The following is a 23709-nucleotide window of genomic DNA, read 5'->3' as shown; positions in this document are numbered from 1 at the left end:
GAGAGGCTCCTTACATTTTGTCCAAAAGGGATTTCAGGGATTGAAGTGCTTCTTCGGCACCCGCCTCTCGCGGTGAAACTGCGCCGTAGCCCTTGGCCATGAAGGCCTTGGCCTGGGAGCCAGAAAACCCTACCTCTCGCAGGGCTCGCTCCACTTTGCTGGGCGGCGGGGTCTCGCCGCGGGCCAGCAGAGATTTCACATCGGTGATCCGGGCCTCATCGTTGGCCGGGAAGGTGACCAGGGAGACTTCCCACAGGTCGATCGCCTTCAGCAGCCAGATGCCTTTCTCCTTGTCATACTCGTAGTCATCGAGCATGTAGCCGATTGACATGCCGGTGAGGCTCCCGGCCTTCATGTGCGCATGGGCGCGCTTGGCCAGCGGATCAGCCTCCGTTAGCAGCTGGCCTTTCACGTACAGGCCAACGTCGTCCTCGCGCATCTCGGTGTACACGCCGATCGGCTCGCTCATCTGGTGTTGCCAGAGCATGGCCGGCAGGCGCCCTTTTTCTTTCCATCTGGCCAGGCTGGCTGAGAAAGCACCGCGGATAACCACGTCGCCGTAACTGTCCTCGACCCCGAACACCGAGCCGTAGCCTTCGAACTCGCCACTGTCGCTGACCGACTTGATGGTCAGCGGCAGGTCAAGGCGCTGTTTTGTCTGCATTTGCCGACTCCGGATTGGTGGTCATGTTCATTGGGGTGAGGTACACGTCACCGCCCTCGCGAGGGTTCTCGTCCTCAAGCTCGCGGCAATCGTTGGGGCTCAAGATCCCCCATTGGATACCCTTGCCATAGGACTCATACCGCCCCTTCAGATCGCCGCGCATCAGGGCGCCGGCATTGAACTTGGCGTAGTGAGTAAGGCGGTCCTTCTCGTTGAGCAGCCCGACCTGAATGCGGTGCTCGATGCGGGTCATGATCGGCACCAGTGAGTAGTTCACGAAGTTCATGCCCATCTGCTCAACGTTGTTGAGCGTCATCTTTTCCATGTTCGCCACCAGGTGCGGCGGCACGCGGAAGAGGCCGCAAATCTGCGCCTCGGTCATGCGCTTGGACTCGATGAACTGGGCGTCCTGGGCGTTCAAGCTGATCGGCTTCCAGTCCAGACCCATCTCCAGAATCATGGGCTTGTAGGCGTTCGCCGCCCCCATGTGCTCGCCTTGGAACTCTTCCTTCAGCCTGGCGAACGCCTCGTCGGTCAGGGTTTGCTCGGTGCGCAGCACGCCGCTGGTTACCGCGCCGTTGGTGAACAGCTTGCCGGCGTGGGCGTCCATCGCCTGGCCTAGGCCAAGAGTCTGACGGGCGTAGGCGATCGGGTTCAGACCATTCAGACCATCCAACGTGAACAGGCGGACGTGCCAGATCTCTTTTTGCGTTAGGGTCTTCTGCCCGCTCTTGAAGTCGACCTTGTACTCAACCGTCCAGTCGTCGTTTAGCTTCGGCTGGACAATGTCGGGATTGAGTGGGAGCAGCTCGACGACATTGCCGAGGGCCTCGACCTTGTAGGCGTAGAAGTTGCCGCGCAGACATAGGCAGGCGACCAGCATTTCCCAGAATTCCTGGGAGGTCATGTAGCCGTTCGGCGCCATGGTCAGCAGCGGGAAAAGCCGGTGGCCGGTGGCCGGCAAGCGTACCTTGTCCGTCTGTTTCATCAGACGGCACGGCAGCATGCCAATCGACTCGGCCAGCACGCGCACGCAGTTGAAGACCACCAACTGCTGCAGAGCGCTGGAGGTCGTCACGCGCTGTCCTGACGATGTTTCGTAGCCGTAGCCCATCGCCTGGGCCAGTTTCTCCGGCGTGTCGATGGCCAGCGGATTGTTCTTTCTCCCAAGCAGGGCCTTAAACATCAGCTCCCTCCTCGGATTACGGCATAGGCCGACAGTGACATGAGGATCACCCCGCACACCGAAAGCGCTACGGCCTCACCAAAGCCAACCCATAGACCGCGCGCGAGCAGGCCAAAGCCGACCATGCCGACCACATCCGGCAGGCTTTCGCGCAGGCGAGCGAGGGCCGACACCTCATCTTCACGAGGCGTCTGTTGTTCAGGAGTCATAGGGTTCTGATTCCGTGTTTGGTTATGTGGTCCGAAAGGCTGCTGACAACCTCTGGCGTATCAGTGCTAGCTGCTACAGCCATAGCCAGAGCAACCATTCCATCGATCCGACCGCTGGCCTTGGCCTTGGTGAACTTGCGCCCGCCAGCTGGATCACTGACGGCAACGGCGTTGGCCGCACACATCGCCAGAACTGGATGCATACCGTGCTTGAGCTTCTTCGCAAGCAAACGCGACTCAAGCTCACGCAGTGCTGGCGACATGCTCACGAAGCCCTGGCCGAACTCCTTGAACCGCCCCAGCTCTTCCTCGCTGAAACCAACGCGCTCCAGCCATGGCTTGAGGAATCTCATGTTGTATCGGTCGAAGTTGAGGCACTGGACGTCATAGCGATCGAACACTCCGCGCAGGTACTCGGCGACAAACTCGTATTCGATCGCTCGGCCCGGAGTCGTCTGCAAGTAACCATCCCTGGCCCACTGGTCATAAGGTACGCGGTCGTTACGCGACTTCTCGACCAGGCCTTCCTCAGGTAGCCAGAACGTCGAATCAACGTCGCCTTGCTCGCCCACCAGGACCAGCGCCGTCAGGTCGCTCACGCTGGACAGATCGAGGCCGCCATAGACCGCCTGACCCTCCAGGCAATCCGGTTCTGCACCGTTCTCCTGCCAGATGGCCCGGGGGATGAACGGGCTGCGCGCTTCAACCCGCTGGTTGAGGATCAGGTTTCGGTAGGCCGGCTCTCGACTAGGCAGCCGCTTGGCATCTGAGGCCTGGCGAAACACCTCATCCTTGTTCATGAAGTCATCAAAGTGCGGGTTTGCCTGGCGGATCGCCTCCTCACTGAAGGGGTCAAGATCCATTGAGGCAGTGCACAGCTCAACCTTGTTTCGCGGGTCGGCGCCAGTCAGTGCGTCATCGATCAGCAAGCTGAGTAGGTCAGCGTCTGTCGGGGCCTGCGTACTGATGATGATCGACAGCGGTTGCTCTTGTGCAGCACTGGCGGTCTCCAGCGCTTCGTACAGCTGCGACCGAGGCCCGACCACCTGCCCCAGCTCGTCATGAATGACCAGGGCAGGGCTGAGACCGAACTTGGTGGCAGCGTCCGCGCTGAGCGCCTTGTAGAAGGTACCCAGCTCACCGCACAGCAGCTCCTTGGCTGTGTCCCGGATATTCACGTACTCGGAAAGGTCTGGGCTCATCCTGACGACCTTGGCCGCCAATTCAAAAAGGATCGCCGCCTGGTCCCGCGACTGCGCTGCGCTATAGAGCTGGGAGTTGGGCCGAGCTTCTGGGCCGCAAATGTGAAGCAGCAGGATGAAAGCCGACAGCGCCGTTTTGGCATTCTTTCGCGCCATGGACAGGATGAAGGTCCTGGTTGGCGTGTCGTAGATTCGCTTGATCCATTTCTTCTGGTGCTTGGTCAGCTTCACCCGCTGACCCACAAGGCGCCCTTCAGGGATGCAGCAGAAGTCTTCGATCCACTTGATGTTCCGCTCGCCCCGACTCAGTCGTCGTTTGACTGCCATGGCTTACGTCCCTTCTGTGTAGCTACTGCCTTGTCCGCTCGGACCAAGCTTTGCTGGGTGAGGCGCATCGAACGCAGCAGCGCATTCATTGCGCGGGTCTCGCGCTCAAGCATTGCGCCGAGCTTGTCGAAGCGCTTCAGGCCTTCATCTTCGAGAAGCCATTCGGGTTCGAACTCTTCGACCTGCTGGGCAATGAGGTCTGACTGCACCTTGTGCCGGCAGTACTGCACCAGCATCGCGGCGTGCTCTGGACCGAACCAGTCTGCCGGCCGGGCGTTGACGATCTGGACCCACTCGGCCTTCTGTGCCGGGGTCAGGTGAAACGGTGGTGCCAACCGATTGTCGACGCCAACCGGCGACGCGACAGCCATGGAGGCAACCGATTTTTTGCCTCGAACTGCCATTATTTTTCCTAAAAAAACTACGAATTAATGAAAGGAGAGGGTCGGAGGCGGTCTTGCTAGATGAGAATCCCTACTTTTTACCCCCCCCTGGGGTGCCGGCGCGCCCAGAACGGGGCAGCGACGTGCTTCAATCGACATTCCAGTGATGGTTCGGGTCGAGTGGAAGGCCGGACAGATCGTGTCCAACCAGGTGGCCAGACTTCTCCTGCCGCTGCTTGATCGAGTCGTGGCAGTGCTTGCAGAGTGACTGAAGCCCAGAGGCGTCATAGAAGATCGCCTCATCGCCCTTGTGCGCCTTGATGTGGTCAACGACCGTGGCAGCAACAACCTTGCCCAACGCAGCGCACAGCCTGCAGAGCGGTTCAGCTTGGAGTTGCTTCCAGCGCAGCCGATACCACCGCTTGGTGTTGTAGAGGTGATGCCAGGGTGAGTTGCTGGCCATCCTTCAAACCTCAAGACTGAGCTTGATCATCGCCATCGTCGCGCCGATCAGAGCAGCCGGCGAACTGGCAGCGAGTGCGAGAACTTCAGCCTCGGCCTTGGCCACCGCTTCCTGTTCTTCCTTCGGCATCTCGCTGACCATGCCCTTGAGCTGGTAGTAATCGGCCTTGTCACTCATGAGCAGTTACTCGCTTGAGCTGTGCGCCCAACAGGTGATTCAGGTGGCTATTGAGCTTCTCGCCCAGAAACTTCAGGCCAGCGCGCTGGACCTCAGTGAGGTTGCTTTCCGCAAGGAACACCGCCTGGTCATTCAGCAGGCTTACCGTTTCGCGGATTGCCGACTCCAACGGGTCAAGGCTGACGCCAAGCGCCATGCTCTCAACAGCCTTCAGTGGCTCGACATGGCCACGCAATGCATGACCCCAGTACGCCTCTCGGGATTCCGAGCAGTGGCGCAGCCCACCAGTGATCTCACTGGCTGCCTCCTCACCTGGAGCGGTCAGACCATCGAGCATGAACGCAGCCTGGCCTGGACCCAACACCAGCAGTTCGGCGCCCACCTTGGCGGCAATTACCTCCGCACGAGCGGTGAACTTGTCGTGCTCAGAGCTACTGGTGTAACCCTCGCTGGTTATTACCAGCAGCTTATTGGCTTGGCTCATTGCGCTCTCCGAATTTGGGTGAGTTGGCGGAAATGGATCAGCCGACTTGAGGACGATCCTCGCGCCAGCGCTGGTGTGTATGGGCATGGGTGTCTCCGTGTGCGCCACAAAACGGCGCACCTCGAATTTGTGGCGCGAGGATCAGGCTTCGTCGTCGCCTATGGGCACAACCACGACATGGCCGCGCAGCGTTCGGGTGTAGATCTCATCGAACCCCGAGCGCCTTGAGCGGACTGGTTCCGGGACAAAGACCACCAGGCCGCGCCTCGTATCAGCCCGTATCACGTTGCCGATCTCATTGCCGTTGACGTAGACGCGACGCCAGCCTCGCCTGTCGTGAGGGGTATGGATGTGCTCGATCATCGATCAGCCCTCGACCTTCTTGCTCATGAACCGGTCGGAGTAGTCACGCAACTTCTCAACTCCGATGAAGCCAACCATGCAGCCCGCGAAGACCGCCAGGTTGGTAGGGAGCGAGAAGTACTCCAGCACCGGCATCAGGCTGGTGCCAATCAGCCCGCAAAGGATTCCTTCGAGGATGACCTTGCGGCGACCACCGCCACCGTAGATGACCCGGCACATAGCCACGGCCGCGGCTGTACCACCCGTGTACAGCTGTGGCTGATGAGCCACCAGCCAGGCGAGCACTGCGGCCCACAGGCCAGGATCCTTCTCGGGCATGTTCGGCATCTCGATTCCTCCCGTTTCGGGGAGCGGAAATAGAAAAGGCCCGCCGTTGTGGCGAGCCCAGGAGTGGGTGCGGAAGGCTGGGGCGACCAACCACCCAGCGAGAACAGTAGAGGAGCCTTATGCCCAGCGAGGTGGCTGCGCCTGGGCCGAGGTCGGTCGGGCCATTGCTTGCTCCGTAAATGAAAATTCGTGCACCGACGTAAAACCGGTCGGATGCTTGCCTAGGAATCCCCTAGAGGCTAAAAGGAATGTTGCCCGATCTGGCCTCACTAGAGGGAACTAATAAATGCCGATCAGTGACATTTTTGTAATCGCTTACAAGCTCCACGGGGAGGCTCGCGAATTCATCGTCCGCGCCGAGCGAATGAATAACGCTGAGGCTTGGCACTGGGCGGCCTGCGAAGCTGGCGTAGGAGTCATTCCTAAATTCACTGCTTCGGATACCAGGAAGGTCTCTCGACCTGATGCTGAGCGCTTCGGCATAACCGACGTCCAATGGCGGAGGTCAGCCACCCTATGAAGTACCGCATTGACTACAACCTCAGAGGACATACCAGGTTTTGGATCTGCGATTGGTCTACTAGGCCGAGCGAAGACAATGTACTCACCGCTCTCCTCCGCCTGCATGCCTCCACTGACGCCCTTTCCGAGGTGCGTCCACCGTGCCGCTTATCACACAATGAATTGCGCAGTGCGGTCGCCGATTTGGGCATCTCGGATGTACGCATTGAGGGGGATAAATAGCTATATCGGGATACCCAAGCCAACGCTGGCAAGTACGCCGGTCACTGCAAGGGCGCCGGTACTTGGCTCGGCCATAGGTGATGCTCCAGAAACGAAAAAGCCCCGGCAGATACCAAGGCTTGGAATGGGTGCGGAGGGCCGGTTCTTACCCGGCTTGTTGGTCTGGATCGCTGGGTCACGTACCCCAGACTCTCATCGCGTAGCCGATCAGGGAGCGCACGGCTTTGATCGACGCCACTACCGACTTAGCCCAGCTGCCTGAGCGTGTCATCCGCATAAAAAAGCCCGCACAGAGCGGGCAAAGAGGGATCGTGCTTTTTTAAATCTGGTGGCTGTAGAACAGCGAGTACGACTCGATACCGTCGTTGGGCTGCTTAATGCCAGCGTTGGAGTAGTGAATCGCTCGGATGCCAACCTTCTGCGTCTCGCCGATCTTCAAGCCCGCACCGATGCGGTCTTCGAAGTTGAAGGCCGAACCAAAGTCCTGGTCACCTGCGGACGTACCAGAGAAGACCGCCAGGCCGATGCCAGCCTCAACGAATGGCTTCACGTTACCGCTGCCGAACTCGTAAACGAAAACTGGCGCAAAGGACAGCGAGTGAGCGCCACCGGAAGCATCTCCTGCTTCCCAATAGGTATACCCAGCATCCCAATAACCGGTGAGACGGCCAGTACTGGATTCAAACCAGCTTTTGTCCCAGTTAAAGCCAATGCCGACGCGCGCTGTAAGACCACCTTGGCCTGTCGCGCCAAGCGCCCCGGATAACTCAGCCGCCCCGGCGGACGCAGCGAAAAGGGAAAGCGCCACAACGGCGAGAACGTTTTTCATACTCACGGTCTTCCATATTATTGAGTAGCAACCTATCAGAATCATAGCGCTATCAAATCGTTCCCTCATACAAGAAAAATGCTTTTTTTGGAAGGCTACCTGAATCGAAGCCCCTCAAAAACACAAAACCCCGACACGATGTCTGGGGCTTGTCCGTGTCGCGTTGCGTTGCATGCCGGACACCGTGCCATAAAAACAGGTGTTTATCCGGCATGAAAGAACCTTTTACGCAGGCTCTCGAATCCAGAAGCCCATAACGCAAAAGCCCCGGCTGTAATGGCCAGGGCTTTGTGCCTCAATCCCGTTTACGCGCAGGGATGTGAGGATGGTTGGCAATTTCGCTCATTCGCTCACCATTGTCAATCTATTCGTTCGATCAGTTGCTCCCGCTCAAGGATCTCGGTCACATGAATTACCGCGCCCTCCTCCAAGGCCTCCAGGCACTTGTGAATACCCCGACGCCAACGACTGCGGGTGGAATCAGGGCGCGCCTCGGTGTCCCAAGTGTTCACGTCGTAGAACTCATCCGGCAGCACCGCAACATCGGTCGAGCGCTTGCCCTGCTTGCCCTTCATCTTCGGGATGAACCACACGGTCGTGGCTTTGTAGATGAACAGGGCCGGCGCAGGTGAGCTAATCCGAGGGATGGTGCGAGCGATGGCGCTGACGCGGTTGGCTTTGTGCGTTGAAAACTTACCCACCAGTACATCCCAATGCGCAGGCGTCAGCTCACGATGTAGCAAGGCATGCAGTATGCAGTCGTAGTCGAACTGGTCGCGAGCCGAAAGCAGGGCTCGGAAACCACCGGTGCGCGGGCCTGAGTCGATCAGCTTCTGCCAGCTTTGCCGTGTCGCGTTGCTGGTGCTGTCCGCCGCCAGAACTCTCACGATGGCCGCCATGACGCCCTGATAAACAATAGGCTGGAAGTCAGCCAGCATTCGGCGCGGCTGAGCCGCCAGTGCGTTGCTCATTGTGCGGCACTCCATACGTGCAGGATTTCACCGGGGCGCTGGTCGGTCCGCGCCTCGATCGATACAGCCCTGGACCAGGACCGGTACGCCTCCTCCGGTGAGCTGCCAGCGCCAGCCCACGGGTGCTGTTCGGACATGCAGCGCCAGATACCACCCTTGCGCCAGATCTTCGCCTTGGGCAGCCGACCGGTGAAGCCGACCCTGTGAGACTCCAGCCAGGCCTCAACGGCAGGCCAGATGATGGCCTGTTCCGGCTCTGTTAGTTCCGAGTTGCAACCATTGGCCCGCTCGGCCAGCCCGTAGGACTTGTTCGCCACCCAGAGCACAAACCCACTCGGCTTGTGCTCTAGTTCGTACCCCTTGAGGCGCCAGCCCCAGTCACCCGGGAAGTCACGCAGCGAGGCGGCGATTCGTTCGGCCTCGGGGTAGCGCTTTGGCGCCTCTGGCGGTGCTGGATTGCGCGTCGGCGGAACCTGGCTGCCGCACAGGGATGTCGACCGATAGCTGGAGATCGTCTCCGGAGGATTCGTCAAACGCCTCAACAGCTCGAATGGGCTCATCGCGCCACCTCCGAGGCCATGCGGGCTTCTGCAATACGTACGAAGCCCAGGAACTGGTCGGCGGGCAGCGACTCCTTGATCACGTCGAGGATCACCCGGTCCATGTGCAGTTGCGACTGCGCCTTGGCCTCCTTGCGCATCTGTCCGCAGCGGTACAGCAGGCGTGTACGGTCGTGGTTGATGTGCTTGAGCGCAGCTTTGGCCCGGTTGTACCAGCTACGGTTGTAGGGGATTCCCTGGGCGGCATCAGCCTGCGCCTGATCAAGCGCCAGCTCCAGGCGGATGGCGTCGGTAACCAGCTGCTCATGCAGGGATTCGCACTCGGCGAGGGTGGCGGGCAGCTCGATAGGGCCGCGCGGGGCAGCAGCAGGCGCAGGGGTATTGCCAGTGGCAACAGGCTGTTCGGCGCCAGCACGCTTGGTCACCGCCACCGACACGACCGGGGTTGCAGGTTTGCCAGCGCCAGCGCGTGGCCACAGATCAGAAAGTTTCACGGTGCTTGCTCCCCTTACGGTGCTTGGAGAAATTCAGGACACGCCCCATCTCGACCTCGTCGTCAGGTGGGAGGCGATTTCCGGCAAAATTGACGAATCGGGCGTACTGCCCTTGGCGTTGAACGAGGCATGAGCCCTGCGGTGCCTGGCGCCCCTTGTCGAGGATCAGCTCGGTGACGCCTTGCTCACCCGCTTCCGACTCGGGATCGTGATGCACAAGGATCACTGCGTCAGCGTCCTGCTCAATCTGGCCAGAGTCGCGCAGATCGCTGGCCTGGGGCTTCTTGCCGGGGCGGCTCGCCGGGTTTCGGTTGAGCTGCGCCAGCACCAGCACCGGCACGCTCAGTTCCTTCGCCAGATTCTTCAGGGCGATGGAAATCTTCGCCACGGCGTCGGTGCGGCTCTGGTTCTTGCCCTCAGTGCTCACCAGCCCCAGATAGTCGATCATCAGGATGTCGAGGCCCTGCTCGCGCTGGAGCTTGCGGGCTTCCGAGCGGATGGCGCTCATGGTCATACCGGGGGTGTCGTTCAGGTACAACTGAGCTGCCTCAATCTTGCTGCCTGCAGTCCCGATGCGCTGCCACTCGTCCTCATCGAGGCTCTTGACCTCCTCCATGCGGCGCAGGTCGATCCCGCCCTGGGAAGCGATGGTGCGGACGGTCAACTCCTTCTCGTCCATCTCCAGGCTGAAGATCAGACCCACGCCAGCGCCACGGATAGCGATGTGGTTGACGATCTGCAAGCCCAGCATGGTCTTGCCGCTGCCTGGGCGGCCGGCGATCACCACCATGCTCTTGGGGCGCAGGAAGCCGATCAATTTGTCCAGATCGGCCAGGCCAGTCGAAAGCTTCGGCGGCGCTCGGTCGTCCAGCACTTCCTGCATGCCGTCGAAGACCTTGGGCAGCACCTCGGCCATACGCTTGTAACCGGCTTTGCCGCTCCCTTGGAGGTCACGCAGGTCTGCGATGGACTGCTGGGCCTGGGCGATGATCTCGTCCGGCACCAGGCCATTTGCAACGGCAGCCTTCGCGGAATGGCCGATATCGACCACCTGGCGAATCACCGCCCACTGCTTGACCTGCTTTGCGTATGCCATCGCGTTGGCCACCGAGGGCACGTTCCGGCAGAGGTCCGCCGCAAATGCCAGCGTGCCCTTCCCGCTTGGAAGGAGGCGCTGCACGTCACCGACCGTCACCGCATCGACCGGCAGCCCACGATCCAAGCAGTCACGGATCACGTCGAACAAGGCCGCATGGTCGTCGTAGAGGAAGTCGGCACTGGTCATCTGGCTGACGATGTCATCCACCAGCGCGGCGTTGCCATCGAGAGACGCCAGCATGATCGCCCCCAGCACTCCGTGCTCGGCCTCCGGGTATCCCATTACCAGTTCGCTCATGCTTCACCTCGCGCCGAGGCCCAGGTGAACAGGACAGCAGGCCCGCCAGCATCGGTCAGACGGTCGACAGCGCGATCACCCAGGCACTTGCGCAGGCCGGCAAGCCCCAGGTTGGAGATCACGATGGTCGGCATCAGCTGTCGGTACCGCGAGTCGATCACCTCGAACAGCACCTGGCGCTCGAAGTCGCTGCCGTGCTGAACGCCTACCTCGTCGATCACCAGCAGATCCGGCTTCAACAGGGAGGCGTACACGTCGCGCTCGGTCTGCTCGGACTTCTTGTCGAAGGTCATCTTGATATCGCGGATGATCTCGATGGCCATGGTGTACCGCGCCGAAGCTCCGAAGCTGCGAATCACCTGCTGGGCAATGGCACAGGCCAGGTGACTTTTTCCAGTACCGACACTGCCAAGCAGCATCATCGAGCGCCCAGCATCCCAATTGGCTTCGAATTCGTCCACGTACTTACGGCACTCGCTCAGAGCTGCGCCTTGGCCTTCGGGGTGACTACCGACACGGTAGTTATCCAGCGTTGCAGCCCGGAAGCGCAGTGGGATATCCGAAGCCAGCAGGCCGGCGTTCATCGTCCGCTGGTGCCGCGTGGTCAGCGCAGCTTTGCGGATCATTTCGTCGTTCGAGTGAGCGGCGTCGAACTGGCAGCGCTTGCATCCCTGCCAGAAGTGATCACCAGAGAACGATTCGATCAGCTCGTCCGTGTAGGTGCCGTGGGTACGGCACTCGGCGGTCTTGGTCTCGAGAATTTGTGGAGTGGTCATGATCTTGCTACCCGGTAAGTCCCGTCAGGCTGGCGAACAAACCCTTCGGTGTGGTCAATCTTGTCGAGGTCGGTGTGGTGCGATTGGCCTGCCCCCCTAGTGCCGGAGGTCCAAGCCTCTTTTTTCAGTCGGTCGACAATCCAGGAGGTCTTGAACCCCTGCCAAGCAGCGGTCATCGCCTCGGCCAGGGCCTTGTCCGGGCTGATCCCAGCGGCCCGGCATCCCTCAAGCTCTGCGAGAACGTTGTTCCAGATCGTCAGATTCAGCGGGCCTTTCTTCTTCCGGAACTGGAAGTAATCACGGGCGGTTTGCTCACTCAGATCAGTGGGTGCCAGCTCGAGCATCTGCTCAACCGTGAACCCATCACTTCCCCTTTTACGGTTCTTTGATGGTTCAACTTTGGGTTCCTTTATGGTTATGGGTGAACGTGGTTCGGGGGTGTGGTGAACCTCGTTCGGGGGTGGTGGTGCATCTCCTTCGGTGGCGGGTGAATCTGGTTCGGGGTGAACCTCGTTCGGGGGTGAATATGCTTCGGGGGTCAGCGTGTACATCGTCGATCGGCCATTACGCGCCTTGACTGCCAGCAGGTTTGCTTCGCAAAGCCACTTGATTGCGGACTGAACAGCACGATCAGAAAGGCAGGTGCGAGATGCGATGCGGGGTACCGATGGCCAGCAGACACCTTCGTCGTTGGCGTTGTCGGCCAGCGATATCAGAACGGCTTTCTGGGTGGCGCTCATGCCCTGAAGGGGCCAGCACGCGCTCATGAGAATGGTGCTCACAGCTCAAGCTCCTCTGTGACGCGGCGCACGAATGCGTCGTAGGATTCGGGCATCACATGCCCTTGTTCTTGCCTGGTCTGCCATCCCGACTTGGCCAGCTCGTAGATGCCCCAGCGCTCCGCCTCCGGCAGGTGCCGGAAGCTTGCGTAGCTCGGGGTACGCCGTGGCGTTAATCGTTGCGCCAGCGCGCTGCTGGGGCGCCTGGGCGTGGGTTGTGGTCGGGGTCATTGGAGAGTCTCCGATGATGGGCCGGTGATATCCGTCAACGGGTTGACCTGGACCACTTCAGCGCCAGCAAAGGGCGAACCTGGGCCGAACAGATCAGGCAGGTCGCCTTCGGGAGCTGTCTTGATCCAGTCGACCATCGCCATGAAGCACGCCTCAAACAAAGGCCCGCCCTCTCCCCAGCCCTCGGACTGTGGGCTGGCACTGTTTTCCAACCTTGCGACGTAGATCAGCCCGGCAAGACCTCGCTCGTCGTTCTGGATTGCTGCACGATGTACCGGGTTGATGCTCAGCAGGTCGCACAAGCAGTCGAAGCCAATGGCGTCGTAGCTGTTGTCGGTGTCCTTGATCAGGTGGTAACCAAGACCGATCAAACCCTGCTTGGTGGTCTTGTGGTCATCTTCACGATGGCTCTTGGATTTCGCCATGATGATGTCTGCCTGGTGCTGCGCCACTGGGTACGCCTTGAGCTTTGCCGCCTCGCGACGGAAGACGCGGCGTTCATCGCGAATCTGCTGCAGCTTGGCCAAACCGTTGCGCACCACTCGCTGAGTAAGGATCAGCATCGTTTTGCGAGAGAGGTTGGGCTTGTTCGCGATGCTTGCGATCTTTTCGGCAATTTCGAGTTTGATGGTGCTCATGCGGTTTCTCCCGGAGTGCCGAACAGCTCGGCCAGGTCAATTTGGTAAACGTCCATCCAGGCACCAGCGGGCCAGGAACGAACCGTGCCGAAGGTGGGGTGGATGACTTTCGGGGCGGTGATGCCGCGCGCCGTACACCACTTGCGCAGCGGCACGTAACCGGCGGTGCCGAAGTTGCGGCCGGTGGCCTTCTCGACCGCGACCACGGACGCCTGGCGGATGCCGAGGCCCAGCTCTTCCTTGAGCTTTTGCACCTGACGGACTGCAGCGGATGCGGTGGCCATAGCCGTGGCTTCGCGGCGGGTGCCAATTTCGGCTTTCGTTCGGACTGCCTCATCGCGCTGCTGGGCGATCTGTCGGTTCTCAGCGATCAGCGCCAGCTGCTTTTCAACGGCACCCTGCAGCGCAATGAGGGCACCTTCCTGGGTCGTAACGTCAGGCTGGCTGGCACGGTTGCGCTCCTGGACAAGCTCCCAAAACTCGCGGACCAGCTTTTTCTTGAAGGCCCGGACAATCTCGGTGTTGCGCATGAACGTCAGCAGCAGGGTTGCCTGGGGCTCAGTCAGGAATGCGTACTCGGTAGGCCGGCCTCCGGTACTTTCGGATTTGAAATCCAGAAGTCCGAACTCCTCCAAGTCGGCCTGGTAGGAGCGCACCAACTTGATAACGCTGGCGTGGTCGTTCTGAGTGCCCAGGGCAACGGCGAGAGTGGTGGTGACGGCATCGCCGTCCTTGATGGTGACCAGGTTCATGCCGCACCTCCCACATCCTTCGCATCATGGAAAGCAGCTGCGTTGCGGTGCGGGTACAGGAAATTCCTGGTGTCGAAAACGACCCGCTCAAACAGGCGTTCAAGCTCCCCGGTTACAGGATTGCCGAATCCGCCGAGCGAAGGCACGACATGCGCCCAGTACAAGGCTTTGATCAATTTGAATGACTCGCGGGCTTCGTTGAAGCGTGCGATTTCGGCGGCGGTGAGGGTTACGTCCTGGACGATCTCGCCGGAAATCGGCGGCGCCATTACCTCCGTTCGGACTGTCAGCATGCCGCACCTCCCGCGCCACGATTTCGAGAGGCTGGCTTTTGTGGCGCGACCTCGCCAAACACCATCGGCAGACCAAGGCGCTCGGCGTAAACCGAGGCTGGATAGTCAGCTCCACGGCAGTTGACGATGATGTCGCGATGGCGGTCAGCCTGTTGTTGAAGCGCGGGGAGATCGACAGTGGCTTCCGCATACACACAGATCAGGCGGACGGATGGGTAGGCCTGACGAAGCAAGCCGATCGCTTCCTCACAGTCCTTGGTTGAAATCGGCGGAAGCTCGACGCCTACGTCAGGACCGCAAGACGTGATAATGGCGAACCGCTCCTTCAGAAGTGGCGGGTATTGCGTCCGGTTGTGTCCGGTGGTAATTTTGGGCTGCATGAAATCGTCTCCAAGTGACGAAGATTCAAAAAGTCCCTGCCAGGGGACTGGTTAGAGAAACCCGCTTCCTACGGCGGGTTTTTTGTTGCGCGCGATTTAGCCGCTCAACAAAAACTGGGATGGGCAGACCTTCATGGCAGCGCCTGCTTTTTGAGATTGGTACTGGGGGCGTCGAAGCCCAGGGTCATTTGCACCAACTGACGACCGCGCTCGACCTCAGCGATCAGGGTTGGTTTTGCACGCTTCCAGGCATTCAGCGCACGACCGGCGGCACTAGCTACGTCTTTGTGATCGTCAAATTTCTTGCAGGCGCGGTTTAGGGCATCCATCGCAGACAGGCTGCCCCGAAGAAGCGCGTCGATCTGCTCGTCAACCCAAAGCTCAAAGTCTACGGACAACCATCGTGCGAACTTCACAGCGAGCCGTGGATGAATCCATGTTCCGCTATCCGGGGAGTTGCCTCGGCGTGAGGTCACGAACGTAATGCGGGATTTCCCCGCATTACTAGCTGAGGCCCTGGCGGCCAGCTTTTCGAGATATTCATGGGTGGAAGCAAGGCGCAGCCACTCATTCGGAACCTTTCCAAATCGTGCTGCGGCGCGGGTAGCATTGATCCAGCCATCCAGATTGAACTGCACCGGTTCGCCCTCGAATGGCAATGAAATTACGTTGCTCACTGCGCACCTCCGGTACTGGATGAATTCACAGCAGATTCGTTGGTCTGCGCATGATGGCTTCTTGCTGTTACCTTTTGCTCCAAGGTTGGAAGCGACTCCGCCAGCGATGGACGAATACAAGAAGCGGCGAAACGCCCATGAGTTTTGGCCTGGATGATCAGCGCCATATCAGCTGAGCAACCATGGATGCCTCGCACCCAACCGCTGACAGTGCCCTGCGTGACTCCAAGGGCTTTCGCTGTTGCCACTTGGCCGCCAAAAAATCTGACCAAGTCATTGAATATTTCATTCATGGGCTGAACGCCGAATAGAGGTATGCCTTTACTTTATTTTAAAGGCACACCTTTTTGCAAGGAAAAAGGTTAACCATTAAATTGGTGCGCTATGGAACTCAAAGACCGCCTCAAACAAGCCCGCCGCTTGGCGCAACTTACCCAGTCGGAGCTGGCAGATCGGGTAGGCATCAAGCAGGCCTCAATCTCGGAAATCGAGCGCGGGCTGTCTCGTACCAGCGGGCACCTCGTCAAGATTGCCCAGATCTGCGGAGTGGACCCGCTATGGCTCGCAGAAGGCGTCGGTCAAAGCAATGCAACAGGCGAGGAGTCTGGCGCCCCAACAGAGAAACTGACAGCGGCTGACATGGTGCGACAGATGCTCCAGAAGGCTGGAGCAGGTCTGCCAGAGCAGGCGCGCAAGCGGTTGCTTGAGGTTGCCGAAGAAACTGATACGTTCATCGAAAGTGCAAATGCACCTGGTGCTGCAAATCGACGTCCAGCCGGGGATGAGTTCCGCATTGCGCACTATGACGTGCGTGGCGCAATGGGCGGAGGCCAGGTAACGCACGACTACCCGGAAGTGCTCCGAGACGTTCGCGTAAGCTTGCGAAACCTGCGAGAGCTGGGGCTGGACTTCAAGGAGCCGCACCACCTGAAGCTCGTCACAGGATGGGGGCAGTCGATGACGCCGACCATCAAAGATCGCGACCCGCTGATTGTCGACGTGAGCATCCGCGAATTTGTGGGTGATGGTATCTACTACTTCTCCTGGTGCGGACACGAGTACATCAAGCGACTGCAGATCGCCGATGAGGATCACTTCGAAATGATCTCCGATAACCCAAAGCACAAGGACCGGATGATCCGCCGGGAGGAGACCTACATTCAGGCCAGGGTTCTTTACGTCTGGAACGGCAACCTGCTATAGCGCCCAAGGCTAAAGCCATGAGCACTCAGCGTGTCTTTCAGAATGGAGCGGGCACTTCTTCCGCCTCGCCACCCTCATCTTCTAGCGTTATGACTGCGTTTTCCGAATCGTCGGATTCCCACTGGAGCGTAACGCTCCCATCATCACCGAAAGTAATCTCAAGCTCCGGCGTTTCCGCGAGCAAGCCCATGACCTCCTCCCAATCCTGATCACTATCAGTATCAAGCTGATGAATCGTGACCCACCTCTGGGTCTGCGCTAGTGGGTGGTTGATCATTGAGGAAACCCTCAAGACCAGACGCTCCATTCCTGTCATGACGTTGCGCTGCTCTGGCGCCTGTCTCTCTTGCTTAGCCATAGCCACCCCTCGATAACTGTATATCCGTACAGCAAAAGAGTAACCAACCTCCTTGCTTCGATGGAAGCTCGCGCACGAAATAAAGGTTTACCTGTTGACAAGCTAATAAAGGCAAACCATTATTTGACTCAACAGAACTCAACTGCATGGAGCACCGCTCATGAACGCACTGACATTCGGTACCTGGACTGGGAATCTCGGCATGGGGTTGGCCGAGCGTGAATTGCAGTGCGTGATGGCCGTGGCATGCGGGATGACGAGTAAAGCGGCTGCCCGCGAACTCGGCGTAGCGAAAGACACCGTCGATAAGCGTCTGCTCTCAGCCAGCACAAAGCTAGGCGTAATCAAGCGAGCCCAGCTCGTTGCGGTGGCCATGCAGAAAGGCCTGATCAGCCCGGTAGCGACTGCCTTGGCGCTGGTGCTGACCCTTCACTCGATGATCGGTGATGACGTTGCGCTTCGTGTTCGCCGCGGCGGCAACGGTGGTGAGCGCAAGATTGAAACCCGTGTTGCTACCCGGCGCCATGAATGCGCCTTGGCGGTGGCGTGACGCTGCCGATCTGACCTAACCCATCCAGTTTTTGCGAAAGCCAACAAACGCGGCAGGCATTTGCTCGCCTTGGAGAAAGTGATGAAACAACCCACGATCCGCTCCTTAGACCTAATGATCGCGCTGACCAGCTCACTGCTCTACCTGGCGCTATCGCTGGCCGTGCTGCGCTTCATCGCGCCAGCTCTCATTAGCAGCCAGTCCGACGCCCTGGTGGTGGTCGGCCTCACCCTCATCGGCATCTGGCTGGTCGCAACGGCCTGCCTTGCCAATCACCTGCTCAACAAGCGCCGCGCCCAAGCGGCAATCACCAAAGAGGAAGACCAATGAAGCGTTTACTCGCTGCTGTATCGCTGTGTGCTCTCGCCATTCTGGGCGGCTGCTCTAAGGTCCCGGCCGGCAACGTCGGGGTCATTGTCAACTTGTACGGGTCGGAGAAAGGCGTTGAGCTCAAGGAGGTCGGTACCGGCAAGTACTGGGTCGGCATCAACGAAGAGCTGTACCTGTTCCCGACCTTCACCCAAACCGAGACCTGGACCGGCGACGAAACCATCACTTTCCAGACCGTCGAGGGCATGAAGGTCGGCGGCGACGTAGGTATCACCTACGCCGTGGCCCCGGACAAGGTCACCACTCTGTTCCAGAAGTACCGCGCCGGCATCGACGAGATCACCAACAAGTTCCTGCGCAACATGGTCCGTGACGCCTTCAATGACGTGGCTTCGAAGCTGCCCGTCGAAAGCGTATACGGCTCCGGCAAGGCCGATCTGCTCTTGGCGGTCGAGCAGCGCGTCCGTGCTCAGGTAGCGCCGATCGGCATCAACCTGGAGCGCATCTACTACGCCTCCGACCTGGCGCTTCCAGAGCAGGTCACCGCCAGCCTAAACGCCAAGATCCAGGCTACCCAAATGGCCGAGCAGCGCCGGAATGAGGTGGCCCAGGCCAAAGCGGAAGCAGACAAGGAGCGTGCGCGAGCACAGGGCGAGGCCGACGCCAAGCTGCTGATCGCGCAGGCCGATGCCAAGGCGATCGAAGTCCGCGCCCAGGCCCTTCGCGCGAACCCTGACGTGGTGACCCTGAACGCGGTTGAGAAGTGGGACGGCAAGCTGCCGACCTATACCGGCGGCCAGGCCCCGCTGCCCTTCATTGGCATCAAGTAACCATACAGGGGCGGCGGTGGCCGCCCCAACAAGGAGTTAGATCATGTTGATCCTGACGCGCCGCGTAGGCGAATCCATCCGCATCAATGACGACATCACAGTCATCGTCCTGGGCATCAAAGGTGGCCAGGTCCGTCTTGGGGTAGAGGCCCCACGCGGGGTTGCCGTAGATCGCACGGAAATTGCCGAGCTAAAGGCTGCCAACCAATCCCTACCGGCCCCTGCTCCAGAGCCCGAGCCGCTCTATGCCAACCGCACCGAAGCAGAGTGGCGCCAGCTGCTCGCCCAAGAGCACGCCGCCCACGAAACCCAACAGGAGGTCCGCCATGGCCTTTGAATACGACAGCCGCACCGCTGAAAAATTTGTGGTCCGCCTGCCCGACGGAATGCGCGACCAGGTAGCCGCCGCAGCCAACGCGGACGACCGCAGCATGAACAGCCTGATCGTGAAGGCGATTCGCGAGTACCTGGACCGCAACGAGCGCGCCAACGTTTTGCTTGATGCGCTGACCCTGGCCGCCACCGCCCAAGGAGTTCGCCATGACGCAGCCTGATCGCATCAGCCTGATTCTGCGCCCGGCCCAGGGCGGCACCCTGGAGCATGTGCTTCCGTTCGTCCAACTCGGCGCCCACGTCCATATCGGTCGCGGCCTGGCTGTGATCGCCGGCGCCAGCCAGGGTGACCTGCAGTGGGAGCTTGAGAAAGCGCTGGCCCGTGCAGGTGGCGCGCCGCAGATGTCGGTGGTGTACACGCCATGGACCGATAAGCAGGTTCTGGACTTCCTGTCGGTTGCACTGCGCCACGTCGTGGTGCAAGGCGACCTGCAGTTCAGCCACATCAACGACGCCATGCTCTACATGGCAGAGAAGGGAGAGCCTGCATTCTGCAAGGCGCTCGGTATCGACGAGCACGTCAAGTTGGTAGCCGACGCCCGCCGGTACCGCTGGCTGCGTGACCGCGAGCGTATCGGAGATCCCGACGAAGATCTGCTGGTGGTGCGCGGCGATAACTGGCTATCCGGCGAAGAGCTGGATCAGGAGATCGATACCACCCTGCGCCTGGAAGCCTTGGAGCAGCAGGTGGTGCAGGAGCAGCAGCCATGAACCAGCCCAAGCCAGCCCGTAACGAATTCGAAGACCTGGGCGAGCGCCTGGTGCGTTTTGGCAAGGCGCTGCAGGACAGCACCACCAGCGTGGGCCGGCTCAACCAGCTGGCCCGTGAGTGCGGTATCACGCTGCGCCTGCGGGCTGTCGTTGACACGGAGGGCGCCATCCATGGGCAGCCTCGCTGAAATGGCGCTTGAACACGCCCGCCGGCGGATCAGCGGGAAGCCAGCGAAAGCACCTACATCTAAGGCGCCGAAAATTAGCACGCCTTCGCCAGACGCCAAGCCGCGCAGCCTGGAGGTAGTCATCATCGGCCCCATCAACCGCTTCATGTTTCTGGAGGGGCGCAGCTGGGCAATCGATATGGTCACGGCGCTCCGCGCCTCACCGGTTGCCGTAGTTGTCGAGCGCCTGGCAGGCGCAGCTGTCGATCGACCTGGCAGCTACGCAGCTGGGATCGAGTCGGTGATCAAGGAGCTGAAGGAGTGCTCACAATGAAACGTCGCGCGATCAACCCGGCCGCCCTGCCCGCTGTTGGCCAGCCGCTGGCCGGTGGCTTCTACGCCGGACGTCTTTTCTTCGATGGTGCCGAGCACGCGATCATCGACGCTGGGCGTGAGTTCGAAATGCTGGCCCAGTGGTGGGATCTTCCTGGCCCGCGCCTGAACGTCCGCGGGGCGAAGTCCTACCACGACGGGCTGGCAAACACACTGGCCATGGCCGAAGCGGGAAGCGCGATCGCCAAGAAGGTGCTGGGCATGACCATTCATGGCCATCGCGGCTGGCACCTGCCCAGCATCGAGCAGTTGCAGGTGATGAGGGTCAACCTCTTGCAGCTACCGGACTGGGGCAAGCACTGGCCAGCGGATGGTGCTGGCGGGCCTGCGCAGGCCTTCGCGCTGCGTGAGTATTGGTCCAGCACGCAGAAGCCCAGCGCCGGTAGTTCCTGGTGCCTGCACATGCTTCCTTGGTGCGTGCCTGACACCAACTGGGCCAGCAAGAGCAAGGGCATCCGCCCGGTGCGCACGTTGCTGATCAGTCAGGAGGCCTTCACGCATGAGCCATCGACCGACGCGGCCATGCTCACCGCCGATTTGCGGGGGCTGGCCAACCAGCAGGCCGTGAGCACCGTGCTCGAACGCTTCGTGAACGAGGACGCCGGCAAGTTCTACGGGCGCACTGATGCGTTGGTGGCCGAGCTGGCTGCTCTGGCGGGAGGTTTTGCATGATCCAGTCCCTCATATCCACGGCAATCAGCGCCGTCATCAGCCTGTCGCTGCTGTTCGGAAACACCCAACTGCACCGCTTTGCCTTCTACGTGACCATGGCCTTCAACGTCTTAGCTTGGATTGGCTGGGCTTCTGGCGCCGTAACCGGTGAAGTGGTCGAGCGGCTGCTGCGCTACTGGTGGATCAGCGTGCCGAGCACGGGCTTCCAGCTCTATGCGCTTATCAGCAGTAACCATCCTGGCCTGGCGGCGTCCGTCTTCCTTGTGTCGTTCCTTATCACGGCAGCAGCAGCGCGTGCTGCGGGGGTGCTGTCATGAGCATCCTGAAAGAATTCCAGATCAACACCGCCGGGCGCGACTTCGCGGTTGGCGACATCCATGGGCACTTCACCAGGTTGCAGCGAGCCCTGGATCTGGTCGGCTTCAATCCATCTGCGGATCGGCTGTTCTCGGTCGGCGACTTGGTCGACCGTGGGCCTGAGTCGGACCAGGTGGACGCCTGGCTGGCCAAGCCATGGTTCCACGCCGTGCGCGGCAACCACGAGCAGATGGCGATCGAGGCGTACCGGTTCGATCCGTCCGGCCGCTTTGGCGATGTGCATCTGTCTAACGGCGGCGCCTGGCTCTACGCCAGATCATCAGTGGAGCAAGCGTGCTATGTCGAGCTGCTGGCCGACCTGCCGCTGATCATCGAGGTCGAGACGCCGCAGGGGCTGGTGGGCATCGTGCACGCCGACTGTCCATTCCCAGCCTGGGCAATGCTCAAGTCCTGGGCGGAAGGCAACATGCCCGGCATGCGCAACGTCGAAGAGGCGGTGCAGTGGTCGCGCAGCAGGATCAGCCACGAACAGCGCCATGGGGTTGAGGGTGTGCGCGCGGTGGTGGTGGGCCATACCACCGTCAAGCGCCCGGCAGTCCTGGGCAACGTCTACCACATCGACACCGCCGGCTGGATGGACGGCTATTTCACGCTGCTGAACCTGCACACCCTGTCGGCTCACCCGCCGATTGAGCCGAAGCTGCACTGGGATTGGGAGGAGCGGCCATGAACGAAGTGAACAGCCTGCATGATCGCCTTGCCACAGCCGCCAGCATGATCATCGTGCGCGAGCAGGTAGATCAGCGGGTCCGCGTCAACGATCTGACCGGTGATGAGCTTGTCTCGATCTGGTGGCGCGCAGGCAGCGACATTCCCACAGAGGCCGAGGCTGTCTCTGTCGCTCTTGAAGAGGCTATCAAGAACAGCTTGCTTTGGCGCAATAGAGAGCTGGAGAGCCTGCGCAAGTTTCCAGCCCTGAACGCCTATTGGCGCCAGCGAGCCAAAAGTGCCGAAGGGCATCTGTACGGCGGCGACTTCCAGGCGGCATGCGATGAGGTCCATCGCGTCAGCAGCTTCGCCGACACACCGTTCGATCAGTTGCTGGACTGCCAGAAGGCCAAGGTCAGCTCGGTGGTGCATGCGGTGTTGCGGGCGATCAACGCCAAGCGCGACCGACGCCGACCAGCTGACGTGAAAGATCAGCGTGACAACCAAAACCTGACGCGTCAGGCATCGAATCACAGTGTCGATTGAGGATCCATACATGACGACCAATGCTCGAACCCTAATCCACATGAAAGAGGCCTGTAAGCTGCTCGGCGTCAGTCGGGTGACCGTCAACCGCCGAGTGAACAATGATCCGACCTTCCCGCGACCGATCAAGGATGGTGTCACGCGGCAGGCAGCGGTGTATTTTGTGCTCGGTGAAATCGAGGCATGGATTCAGGTGCAGATGGATTCCCGTGGTGCAGCTTAGGCCGGCACAGCGCAGAGATTCTTGTATGGCCCCATGTATGGGGCCGAAAAACAAGGCACTCAAGCCCTTTGAATTCATTGTTTTTCGAGTCTCCCTCGGGGCACCAAAATCCGGAAAAAACCGACCTTATGGTCGGTTTTTTTGTGCCTGGGATTTGGCCTGCATGGCGTTGACTTTTTCGCGGTAAACCCGTTCCCACAGCGTACGCGCCATTCTGGCTGACCACGCTACACGCAGGCATGCCTCGATCCTGCCGCTGGATCAGGCCTCGGCGATGCTGGCGTGTGTAGGGCGGATGACCTTGTTTCCAGCGACCGGCGGGGAGCGACCTGGAGCGGGCTGCGCACCTGCTGTCAAGGGCGGCAGCGTCCGTAGCCATGTCATCGGGGCCGCGTCGCGACTCTTTGGGGGACAAGCACTGACTAGAGAATGAGAGTCGAACGGCAGCCCGACTTGCCCGTCGATCGGCAACGCCATCAGTATGTAAATCGAAGCCCCCCTCGAAGGCATACCCCATGAAGCTGTCACACCGCCCCGTACGCCACGACGACATCGCCGCTCTCTGCTGCTTCCCTCAAGGCCCGGACGAGCTCTTCTACATGTTCCCGAAGGCCACCTACCCGCTCACGCCCGACCAACTGAGCGATGCCATCGCCCAGCGCAGCGGATCGACGGTGATCGAAGGCGATGGCGTGGTGCTGGGCTTTGCCAATTTCTACAAGGCCGAGCATGGTGGCGTGTGCGCCTTGGGCAACGTGGTGGTGGCCCCTGCCGCGCGAGGCCACGGCGTGGCCCGCTATCTGGTGCAATGCATGATCGACCAGGCGCGGGAGCGATTCGCGGCACGGGAGGTGTGGGTATCGTGCTTCAACCACAACACGGCGGGTTTGCTGCTTTATCCACAGCTGGGCTTCGTGCCGTTTGGCATCGAAGAGCGCCAGGCGCCGGATGGCAGCCGAGTGGCATTGGTGCAGATGAGGCAGGTGCTCGCTTGACCCTCGC

General features: G+C 60.3%; 39 protein-coding genes and 1 pseudogene. 16 read left to right on the top strand and 24 right to left on the bottom strand.

Annotation, left to right across the window (positions count from 1 at the left end):
• Window positions 1-10: 10 nt before the first annotated feature.
• From R6G97_RS03150 to R6G97_RS03105, 10 genes are all read right to left on the bottom strand, one after another.
• Window positions 11-664: an HK97 family phage prohead protease gene (locus tag R6G97_RS03150; protein WP_317847797.1), complete on the bottom strand. Its 654-nt coding sequence runs from the start codon at window positions 662-664 to the stop codon at window positions 11-13.
• The gene (locus tag R6G97_RS03145; protein ID WP_317847796.1) at window positions 642-1850 is read right to left on the bottom strand and encodes a phage portal protein; all 1209 of its coding nucleotides are present in this window, start codon (window positions 1848-1850) and stop codon (window positions 642-644) included. Before R6G97_RS03145 ends, R6G97_RS03150 begins: the two co-directional genes overlap by 23 nt.
• Window positions 1850-2059 carry a hypothetical protein gene (locus R6G97_RS03140; RefSeq protein WP_046786662.1) on the bottom strand — a complete coding sequence of 70 codons (210 nt, stop codon included), beginning with the start codon at window positions 2057-2059 and terminating at the stop codon, window positions 1850-1852. The genes R6G97_RS03145 and R6G97_RS03140 overlap by 1 nt, the downstream gene beginning before the upstream one ends.
• Window positions 2056-3588, bottom strand: a complete 1533-nt coding sequence (locus R6G97_RS03135; protein WP_164525044.1) for a terminase TerL endonuclease subunit — start codon at window positions 3586-3588, stop codon at window positions 2056-2058. Before R6G97_RS03135 ends, R6G97_RS03140 begins: the two co-directional genes overlap by 4 nt.
• Window positions 3567-3992: a hypothetical protein gene (locus R6G97_RS03130; protein WP_164525045.1), complete on the bottom strand. Its 426-nt coding sequence runs from the start codon at window positions 3990-3992 to the stop codon at window positions 3567-3569. The genes R6G97_RS03135 and R6G97_RS03130 overlap by 22 nt, the downstream gene beginning before the upstream one ends.
• Window positions 3993-4119: 127 nt before the next feature.
• Entirely contained in the window at window positions 4120-4434 is a 315-nt protein-coding gene (locus tag R6G97_RS03125) for an HNH endonuclease (protein ID WP_289717714.1), read from the bottom strand.
• 3 nt (window positions 4435-4437) lie between these two features.
• Entirely contained in the window at window positions 4438-4611 is a 174-nt protein-coding gene (locus R6G97_RS03120) for a hypothetical protein (RefSeq protein WP_289717715.1), read from the bottom strand.
• Window positions 4604-5095: a hypothetical protein gene (locus R6G97_RS03115; protein ID WP_289810898.1), complete on the bottom strand. Its 492-nt coding sequence runs from the start codon at window positions 5093-5095 to the stop codon at window positions 4604-4606. Before R6G97_RS03115 ends, R6G97_RS03120 begins: the two co-directional genes overlap by 8 nt.
• 141 nt (window positions 5096-5236) lie before the next feature.
• On the bottom strand, window positions 5237-5458 hold the full coding sequence (locus tag R6G97_RS03110) for a hypothetical protein (protein ID WP_164525049.1): 222 nt from the start codon (window positions 5456-5458) through the stop codon (window positions 5237-5239).
• Between the two features lie 3 nt (window positions 5459-5461).
• A complete protein-coding gene (locus tag R6G97_RS03105) occupies window positions 5462-5785 on the bottom strand; it encodes a phage holin, lambda family (protein ID WP_164525050.1) in 324 nt (107 codons plus the stop codon).
• 286 nt (window positions 5786-6071) lie between these two features.
• On the opposite strand from R6G97_RS03105, the gene R6G97_RS03100 reads away from it, so the two are divergent.
• Complete coding sequence (locus tag R6G97_RS03100) at window positions 6072-6305, top strand: DUF6555 family protein (protein WP_317847795.1); 234 nt, start codon at window positions 6072-6074, stop codon at window positions 6303-6305.
• 543 nt (window positions 6306-6848) lie between these two features.
• Here R6G97_RS03100 and R6G97_RS03095 read toward each other — a convergent pair.
• The 13 genes from R6G97_RS03095 to R6G97_RS03035 all read right to left on the bottom strand — a co-directional run bounded on the left by R6G97_RS03095 (window position 6849) and on the right by R6G97_RS03035 (window position 15598).
• Entirely contained in the window at window positions 6849-7358 is a 510-nt protein-coding gene (locus R6G97_RS03095; protein ID WP_016489223.1) for an acyloxyacyl hydrolase, read from the bottom strand.
• Between the two features lie 359 nt (window positions 7359-7717).
• The gene (locus R6G97_RS03090; protein ID WP_317847794.1) at window positions 7718-8329 is read right to left on the bottom strand and encodes a hypothetical protein; all 612 of its coding nucleotides are present in this window, start codon (window positions 8327-8329) and stop codon (window positions 7718-7720) included.
• On the bottom strand, window positions 8326-8889 hold the full coding sequence (locus R6G97_RS03085; RefSeq protein WP_317847793.1) for a hypothetical protein: 564 nt from the start codon (window positions 8887-8889) through the stop codon (window positions 8326-8328). Before R6G97_RS03085 ends, R6G97_RS03090 begins: the two co-directional genes overlap by 4 nt.
• Window positions 8886-9383: a hypothetical protein gene (locus R6G97_RS03080; protein WP_317847792.1), complete on the bottom strand. Its 498-nt coding sequence runs from the start codon at window positions 9381-9383 to the stop codon at window positions 8886-8888. The genes R6G97_RS03085 and R6G97_RS03080 overlap by 4 nt, the downstream gene beginning before the upstream one ends.
• A complete protein-coding gene (locus tag R6G97_RS03075; protein WP_317847791.1) occupies window positions 9370-10779 on the bottom strand; it encodes a replicative DNA helicase in 1410 nt (469 codons plus the stop codon). Before R6G97_RS03075 ends, R6G97_RS03080 begins: the two co-directional genes overlap by 14 nt.
• Complete coding sequence (locus tag R6G97_RS03070; RefSeq protein WP_317847790.1) at window positions 10776-11555, bottom strand: ATP-binding protein; 780 nt, start codon at window positions 11553-11555, stop codon at window positions 10776-10778. The genes R6G97_RS03075 and R6G97_RS03070 overlap by 4 nt, the downstream gene beginning before the upstream one ends.
• The gene (locus R6G97_RS03065) at window positions 11552-12337 is read right to left on the bottom strand and encodes a helix-turn-helix domain-containing protein (protein WP_317847789.1); all 786 of its coding nucleotides are present in this window, start codon (window positions 12335-12337) and stop codon (window positions 11552-11554) included. The genes R6G97_RS03070 and R6G97_RS03065 overlap by 4 nt, the downstream gene beginning before the upstream one ends.
• Window positions 12338-12561: 224 nt before the next feature.
• Window positions 12562-13203 (bottom strand): hypothetical protein, encoded by a 642-nt coding sequence (locus R6G97_RS03060; RefSeq protein ID WP_317847788.1) that lies wholly within the window; start codon window positions 13201-13203, stop codon window positions 12562-12564.
• A complete protein-coding gene (locus tag R6G97_RS03055) occupies window positions 13200-13955 on the bottom strand; it encodes a Rha family transcriptional regulator (protein ID WP_104833989.1) in 756 nt (251 codons plus the stop codon). Before R6G97_RS03055 ends, R6G97_RS03060 begins: the two co-directional genes overlap by 4 nt.
• Window positions 13952-14248 carry a hypothetical protein gene (locus R6G97_RS03050; protein ID WP_317847787.1) on the bottom strand — a complete coding sequence of 99 codons (297 nt, stop codon included), beginning with the start codon at window positions 14246-14248 and terminating at the stop codon, window positions 13952-13954. The genes R6G97_RS03055 and R6G97_RS03050 overlap by 4 nt, the downstream gene beginning before the upstream one ends.
• Window positions 14242-14628, bottom strand: coding sequence for a hypothetical protein (locus R6G97_RS03045; RefSeq protein WP_317847786.1), 387 nt, complete (start codon window positions 14626-14628; stop codon window positions 14242-14244). Before R6G97_RS03045 ends, R6G97_RS03050 begins: the two co-directional genes overlap by 7 nt.
• Before the next feature lie 131 nt (window positions 14629-14759).
• Window positions 14760-15305, bottom strand: a complete 546-nt coding sequence (locus R6G97_RS03040; RefSeq protein ID WP_317847785.1) for a KilA-N domain-containing protein — start codon at window positions 15303-15305, stop codon at window positions 14760-14762.
• Window positions 15302-15598, bottom strand: a complete 297-nt coding sequence (locus R6G97_RS03035) for a YdaS family helix-turn-helix protein (protein ID WP_317847784.1) — start codon at window positions 15596-15598, stop codon at window positions 15302-15304. The genes R6G97_RS03040 and R6G97_RS03035 overlap by 4 nt, the downstream gene beginning before the upstream one ends.
• 91 nt (window positions 15599-15689) lie before the next feature.
• Here R6G97_RS03035 and R6G97_RS03030 point away from each other — a divergent pair, with 91 nt between their 5' ends.
• Window positions 15690-16508, top strand: a complete 819-nt coding sequence (locus R6G97_RS03030; RefSeq protein WP_317847783.1) for an XRE family transcriptional regulator — start codon at window positions 15690-15692, stop codon at window positions 16506-16508.
• Window positions 16509-16545: 37 nt separating this feature from the next.
• Here the strand turns inward: R6G97_RS03030 and R6G97_RS03025 are convergent, their stop codons facing one another.
• Window positions 16546-16866, bottom strand: coding sequence for a DUF1654 domain-containing protein (locus R6G97_RS03025; protein WP_317847782.1), 321 nt, complete (start codon window positions 16864-16866; stop codon window positions 16546-16548).
• Window positions 16867-17026: 160 nt separating this feature from the next.
• Here R6G97_RS03025 and R6G97_RS03020 point away from each other — a divergent pair, with 160 nt between their 5' ends.
• From R6G97_RS03020 to R6G97_RS02955, 14 genes and pseudogenes are all read left to right on the top strand, one after another.
• Window positions 17027-17416 carry a LuxR C-terminal-related transcriptional regulator gene (locus R6G97_RS03020; protein WP_317847781.1) on the top strand — a complete coding sequence of 130 codons (390 nt, stop codon included), beginning with the start codon at window positions 17027-17029 and terminating at the stop codon, window positions 17414-17416.
• A gap of 81 nt (window positions 17417-17497) precedes the next feature.
• Window positions 17498-17746 carry a hypothetical protein gene (locus R6G97_RS03015; protein ID WP_317847780.1) on the top strand — a complete coding sequence of 83 codons (249 nt, stop codon included), beginning with the start codon at window positions 17498-17500 and terminating at the stop codon, window positions 17744-17746.
• Complete coding sequence (locus tag R6G97_RS03010; protein ID WP_317847779.1) at window positions 17743-18576, top strand: SPFH domain-containing protein; 834 nt, start codon at window positions 17743-17745, stop codon at window positions 18574-18576. Before R6G97_RS03015 ends, R6G97_RS03010 begins: the two co-directional genes overlap by 4 nt.
• Window positions 18577-18619: 43 nt before the next feature.
• Window positions 18620-18808 (top strand): annotated as a pseudogene (gene csrA / locus R6G97_RS03005) (carbon storage regulator CsrA); the annotation flags it as partial.
• Window positions 18809-18902: 94 nt separating this feature from the next.
• The gene (locus R6G97_RS03000) at window positions 18903-19130 is read left to right on the top strand and encodes a YlcI/YnfO family protein (RefSeq protein WP_317847778.1); all 228 of its coding nucleotides are present in this window, start codon (window positions 18903-18905) and stop codon (window positions 19128-19130) included.
• Entirely contained in the window at window positions 19117-19680 is a 564-nt protein-coding gene (locus R6G97_RS02995; RefSeq protein WP_317847777.1) for a hypothetical protein, read from the top strand. The genes R6G97_RS03000 and R6G97_RS02995 overlap by 14 nt, the downstream gene beginning before the upstream one ends.
• Window positions 19677-19868 carry a hypothetical protein gene (locus R6G97_RS02990; protein ID WP_317847776.1) on the top strand — a complete coding sequence of 64 codons (192 nt, stop codon included), beginning with the start codon at window positions 19677-19679 and terminating at the stop codon, window positions 19866-19868. The genes R6G97_RS02995 and R6G97_RS02990 overlap by 4 nt, the downstream gene beginning before the upstream one ends.
• Window positions 19852-20181: a hypothetical protein gene (locus R6G97_RS02985; RefSeq protein WP_317847775.1), complete on the top strand. Its 330-nt coding sequence runs from the start codon at window positions 19852-19854 to the stop codon at window positions 20179-20181. The genes R6G97_RS02990 and R6G97_RS02985 overlap by 17 nt, the downstream gene beginning before the upstream one ends.
• A complete protein-coding gene (locus R6G97_RS02980) occupies window positions 20178-20912 on the top strand; it encodes a hypothetical protein (protein ID WP_317847774.1) in 735 nt (244 codons plus the stop codon). Before R6G97_RS02985 ends, R6G97_RS02980 begins: the two co-directional genes overlap by 4 nt.
• On the top strand, window positions 20909-21229 hold the full coding sequence (locus R6G97_RS02975) for a hypothetical protein (RefSeq protein WP_317847773.1): 321 nt from the start codon (window positions 20909-20911) through the stop codon (window positions 21227-21229). Before R6G97_RS02980 ends, R6G97_RS02975 begins: the two co-directional genes overlap by 4 nt.
• On the top strand, window positions 21226-21960 hold the full coding sequence (locus R6G97_RS02970; protein ID WP_317847772.1) for a metallophosphoesterase: 735 nt from the start codon (window positions 21226-21228) through the stop codon (window positions 21958-21960). Before R6G97_RS02975 ends, R6G97_RS02970 begins: the two co-directional genes overlap by 4 nt.
• Window positions 21957-22484, top strand: a complete 528-nt coding sequence (locus R6G97_RS02965; RefSeq protein ID WP_317847771.1) for a hypothetical protein — start codon at window positions 21957-21959, stop codon at window positions 22482-22484. The genes R6G97_RS02970 and R6G97_RS02965 overlap by 4 nt, the downstream gene beginning before the upstream one ends.
• Window positions 22485-22494: 10 nt before the next feature.
• Entirely contained in the window at window positions 22495-22707 is a 213-nt protein-coding gene (locus tag R6G97_RS02960; protein ID WP_274118935.1) for a helix-turn-helix transcriptional regulator, read from the top strand.
• A gap of 515 nt (window positions 22708-23222) precedes the next feature.
• Complete coding sequence (locus R6G97_RS02955) at window positions 23223-23702, top strand: GNAT family N-acetyltransferase (protein WP_102081236.1); 480 nt, start codon at window positions 23223-23225, stop codon at window positions 23700-23702.
• Window positions 23703-23709 lie beyond the last annotated feature (7 nt).

The organism is Pseudomonas sp. HTZ2 (assembly GCF_033173945.1).
GTDB classification, from domain to species: domain Bacteria; phylum Pseudomonadota; class Gammaproteobacteria; order Pseudomonadales; family Pseudomonadaceae; genus Aquipseudomonas; species Aquipseudomonas guariconensis.
The sequence above is the reverse complement of the archived record's forward strand: the minus strand, read 5'-3'. Positions and strand labels throughout refer to the sequence as shown.

Coding starts and splice junctions, on each gene's coding strand:
- R6G97_RS03150 (WP_317847797.1), bottom strand. CDS start 664: ATGCAGACAAAACAGCGCCTTGACCTGCCGCTGACCATCAAGTCGGTC.
- R6G97_RS03145 (WP_317847796.1), bottom strand. CDS start 1,850: ATGTTTAAGGCCCTGCTTGGGAGAAAGAACAATCCGCTGGCCATCGAC.
- R6G97_RS03140 (WP_046786662.1), bottom strand. CDS start 2,059: ATGACTCCTGAACAACAGACGCCTCGTGAAGATGAGGTGTCGGCCCTC.
- R6G97_RS03135 (WP_164525044.1), bottom strand. CDS start 3,588: ATGGCAGTCAAACGACGACTGAGTCGGGGCGAGCGGAACATCAAGTGG.
- R6G97_RS03130 (WP_164525045.1), bottom strand. CDS start 3,992: ATGGCAGTTCGAGGCAAAAAATCGGTTGCCTCCATGGCTGTCGCGTCG.
- R6G97_RS03125 (WP_289717714.1), bottom strand. CDS start 4,434: ATGGCCAGCAACTCACCCTGGCATCACCTCTACAACACCAAGCGGTGG.
- R6G97_RS03120 (WP_289717715.1), bottom strand. CDS start 4,611: ATGAGTGACAAGGCCGATTACTACCAGCTCAAGGGCATGGTCAGCGAG.
- R6G97_RS03115 (WP_289810898.1), bottom strand. CDS start 5,095: ATGAGCCAAGCCAATAAGCTGCTGGTAATAACCAGCGAGGGTTACACC.
- R6G97_RS03110 (WP_164525049.1), bottom strand. CDS start 5,458: ATGATCGAGCACATCCATACCCCTCACGACAGGCGAGGCTGGCGTCGC.
- R6G97_RS03105 (WP_164525050.1), bottom strand. CDS start 5,785: ATGCCGAACATGCCCGAGAAGGATCCTGGCCTGTGGGCCGCAGTGCTC.
- R6G97_RS03100 (WP_317847795.1), top strand. CDS start 6,072: ATGCCGATCAGTGACATTTTTGTAATCGCTTACAAGCTCCACGGGGAG.
- R6G97_RS03095 (WP_016489223.1), bottom strand. CDS start 7,358: ATGAAAAACGTTCTCGCCGTTGTGGCGCTTTCCCTTTTCGCTGCGTCC.
- R6G97_RS03090 (WP_317847794.1), bottom strand. CDS start 8,329: ATGAGCAACGCACTGGCGGCTCAGCCGCGCCGAATGCTGGCTGACTTC.
- R6G97_RS03085 (WP_317847793.1), bottom strand. CDS start 8,889: ATGAGCCCATTCGAGCTGTTGAGGCGTTTGACGAATCCTCCGGAGACG.
- R6G97_RS03075 (WP_317847791.1), bottom strand. CDS start 10,779: ATGAGCGAACTGGTAATGGGATACCCGGAGGCCGAGCACGGAGTGCTG.
- R6G97_RS03070 (WP_317847790.1), bottom strand. CDS start 11,555: ATGACCACTCCACAAATTCTCGAGACCAAGACCGCCGAGTGCCGTACC.
- R6G97_RS03060 (WP_317847788.1), bottom strand. CDS start 13,203: ATGAGCACCATCAAACTCGAAATTGCCGAAAAGATCGCAAGCATCGCG.
- R6G97_RS03055 (WP_104833989.1), bottom strand. CDS start 13,955: ATGAACCTGGTCACCATCAAGGACGGCGATGCCGTCACCACCACTCTC.
- R6G97_RS03050 (WP_317847787.1), bottom strand. CDS start 14,248: ATGCTGACAGTCCGAACGGAGGTAATGGCGCCGCCGATTTCCGGCGAG.
- R6G97_RS03045 (WP_317847786.1), bottom strand. CDS start 14,628: ATGCAGCCCAAAATTACCACCGGACACAACCGGACGCAATACCCGCCA.
- R6G97_RS03035 (WP_317847784.1), bottom strand. CDS start 15,598: ATGAATGAAATATTCAATGACTTGGTCAGATTTTTTGGCGGCCAAGTG.
- R6G97_RS03030 (WP_317847783.1), top strand. CDS start 15,690: ATGGAACTCAAAGACCGCCTCAAACAAGCCCGCCGCTTGGCGCAACTT.
- R6G97_RS03025 (WP_317847782.1), bottom strand. CDS start 16,866: ATGGCTAAGCAAGAGAGACAGGCGCCAGAGCAGCGCAACGTCATGACA.
- R6G97_RS03020 (WP_317847781.1), top strand. CDS start 17,027: ATGAACGCACTGACATTCGGTACCTGGACTGGGAATCTCGGCATGGGG.
- R6G97_RS03015 (WP_317847780.1), top strand. CDS start 17,498: ATGAAACAACCCACGATCCGCTCCTTAGACCTAATGATCGCGCTGACC.
- R6G97_RS03010 (WP_317847779.1), top strand. CDS start 17,743: ATGAAGCGTTTACTCGCTGCTGTATCGCTGTGTGCTCTCGCCATTCTG.
- R6G97_RS03000 (WP_317847778.1), top strand. CDS start 18,903: ATGGCCTTTGAATACGACAGCCGCACCGCTGAAAAATTTGTGGTCCGC.
- R6G97_RS02995 (WP_317847777.1), top strand. CDS start 19,117: ATGACGCAGCCTGATCGCATCAGCCTGATTCTGCGCCCGGCCCAGGGC.
- R6G97_RS02990 (WP_317847776.1), top strand. CDS start 19,677: ATGAACCAGCCCAAGCCAGCCCGTAACGAATTCGAAGACCTGGGCGAG.
- R6G97_RS02985 (WP_317847775.1), top strand. CDS start 19,852: ATGGGCAGCCTCGCTGAAATGGCGCTTGAACACGCCCGCCGGCGGATC.
- R6G97_RS02980 (WP_317847774.1), top strand. CDS start 20,178: ATGAAACGTCGCGCGATCAACCCGGCCGCCCTGCCCGCTGTTGGCCAG.
- R6G97_RS02975 (WP_317847773.1), top strand. CDS start 20,909: ATGATCCAGTCCCTCATATCCACGGCAATCAGCGCCGTCATCAGCCTG.
- R6G97_RS02970 (WP_317847772.1), top strand. CDS start 21,226: ATGAGCATCCTGAAAGAATTCCAGATCAACACCGCCGGGCGCGACTTC.
- R6G97_RS02965 (WP_317847771.1), top strand. CDS start 21,957: ATGAACGAAGTGAACAGCCTGCATGATCGCCTTGCCACAGCCGCCAGC.
- R6G97_RS02960 (WP_274118935.1), top strand. CDS start 22,495: ATGACGACCAATGCTCGAACCCTAATCCACATGAAAGAGGCCTGTAAG.
- R6G97_RS02955 (WP_102081236.1), top strand. CDS start 23,223: ATGAAGCTGTCACACCGCCCCGTACGCCACGACGACATCGCCGCTCTC.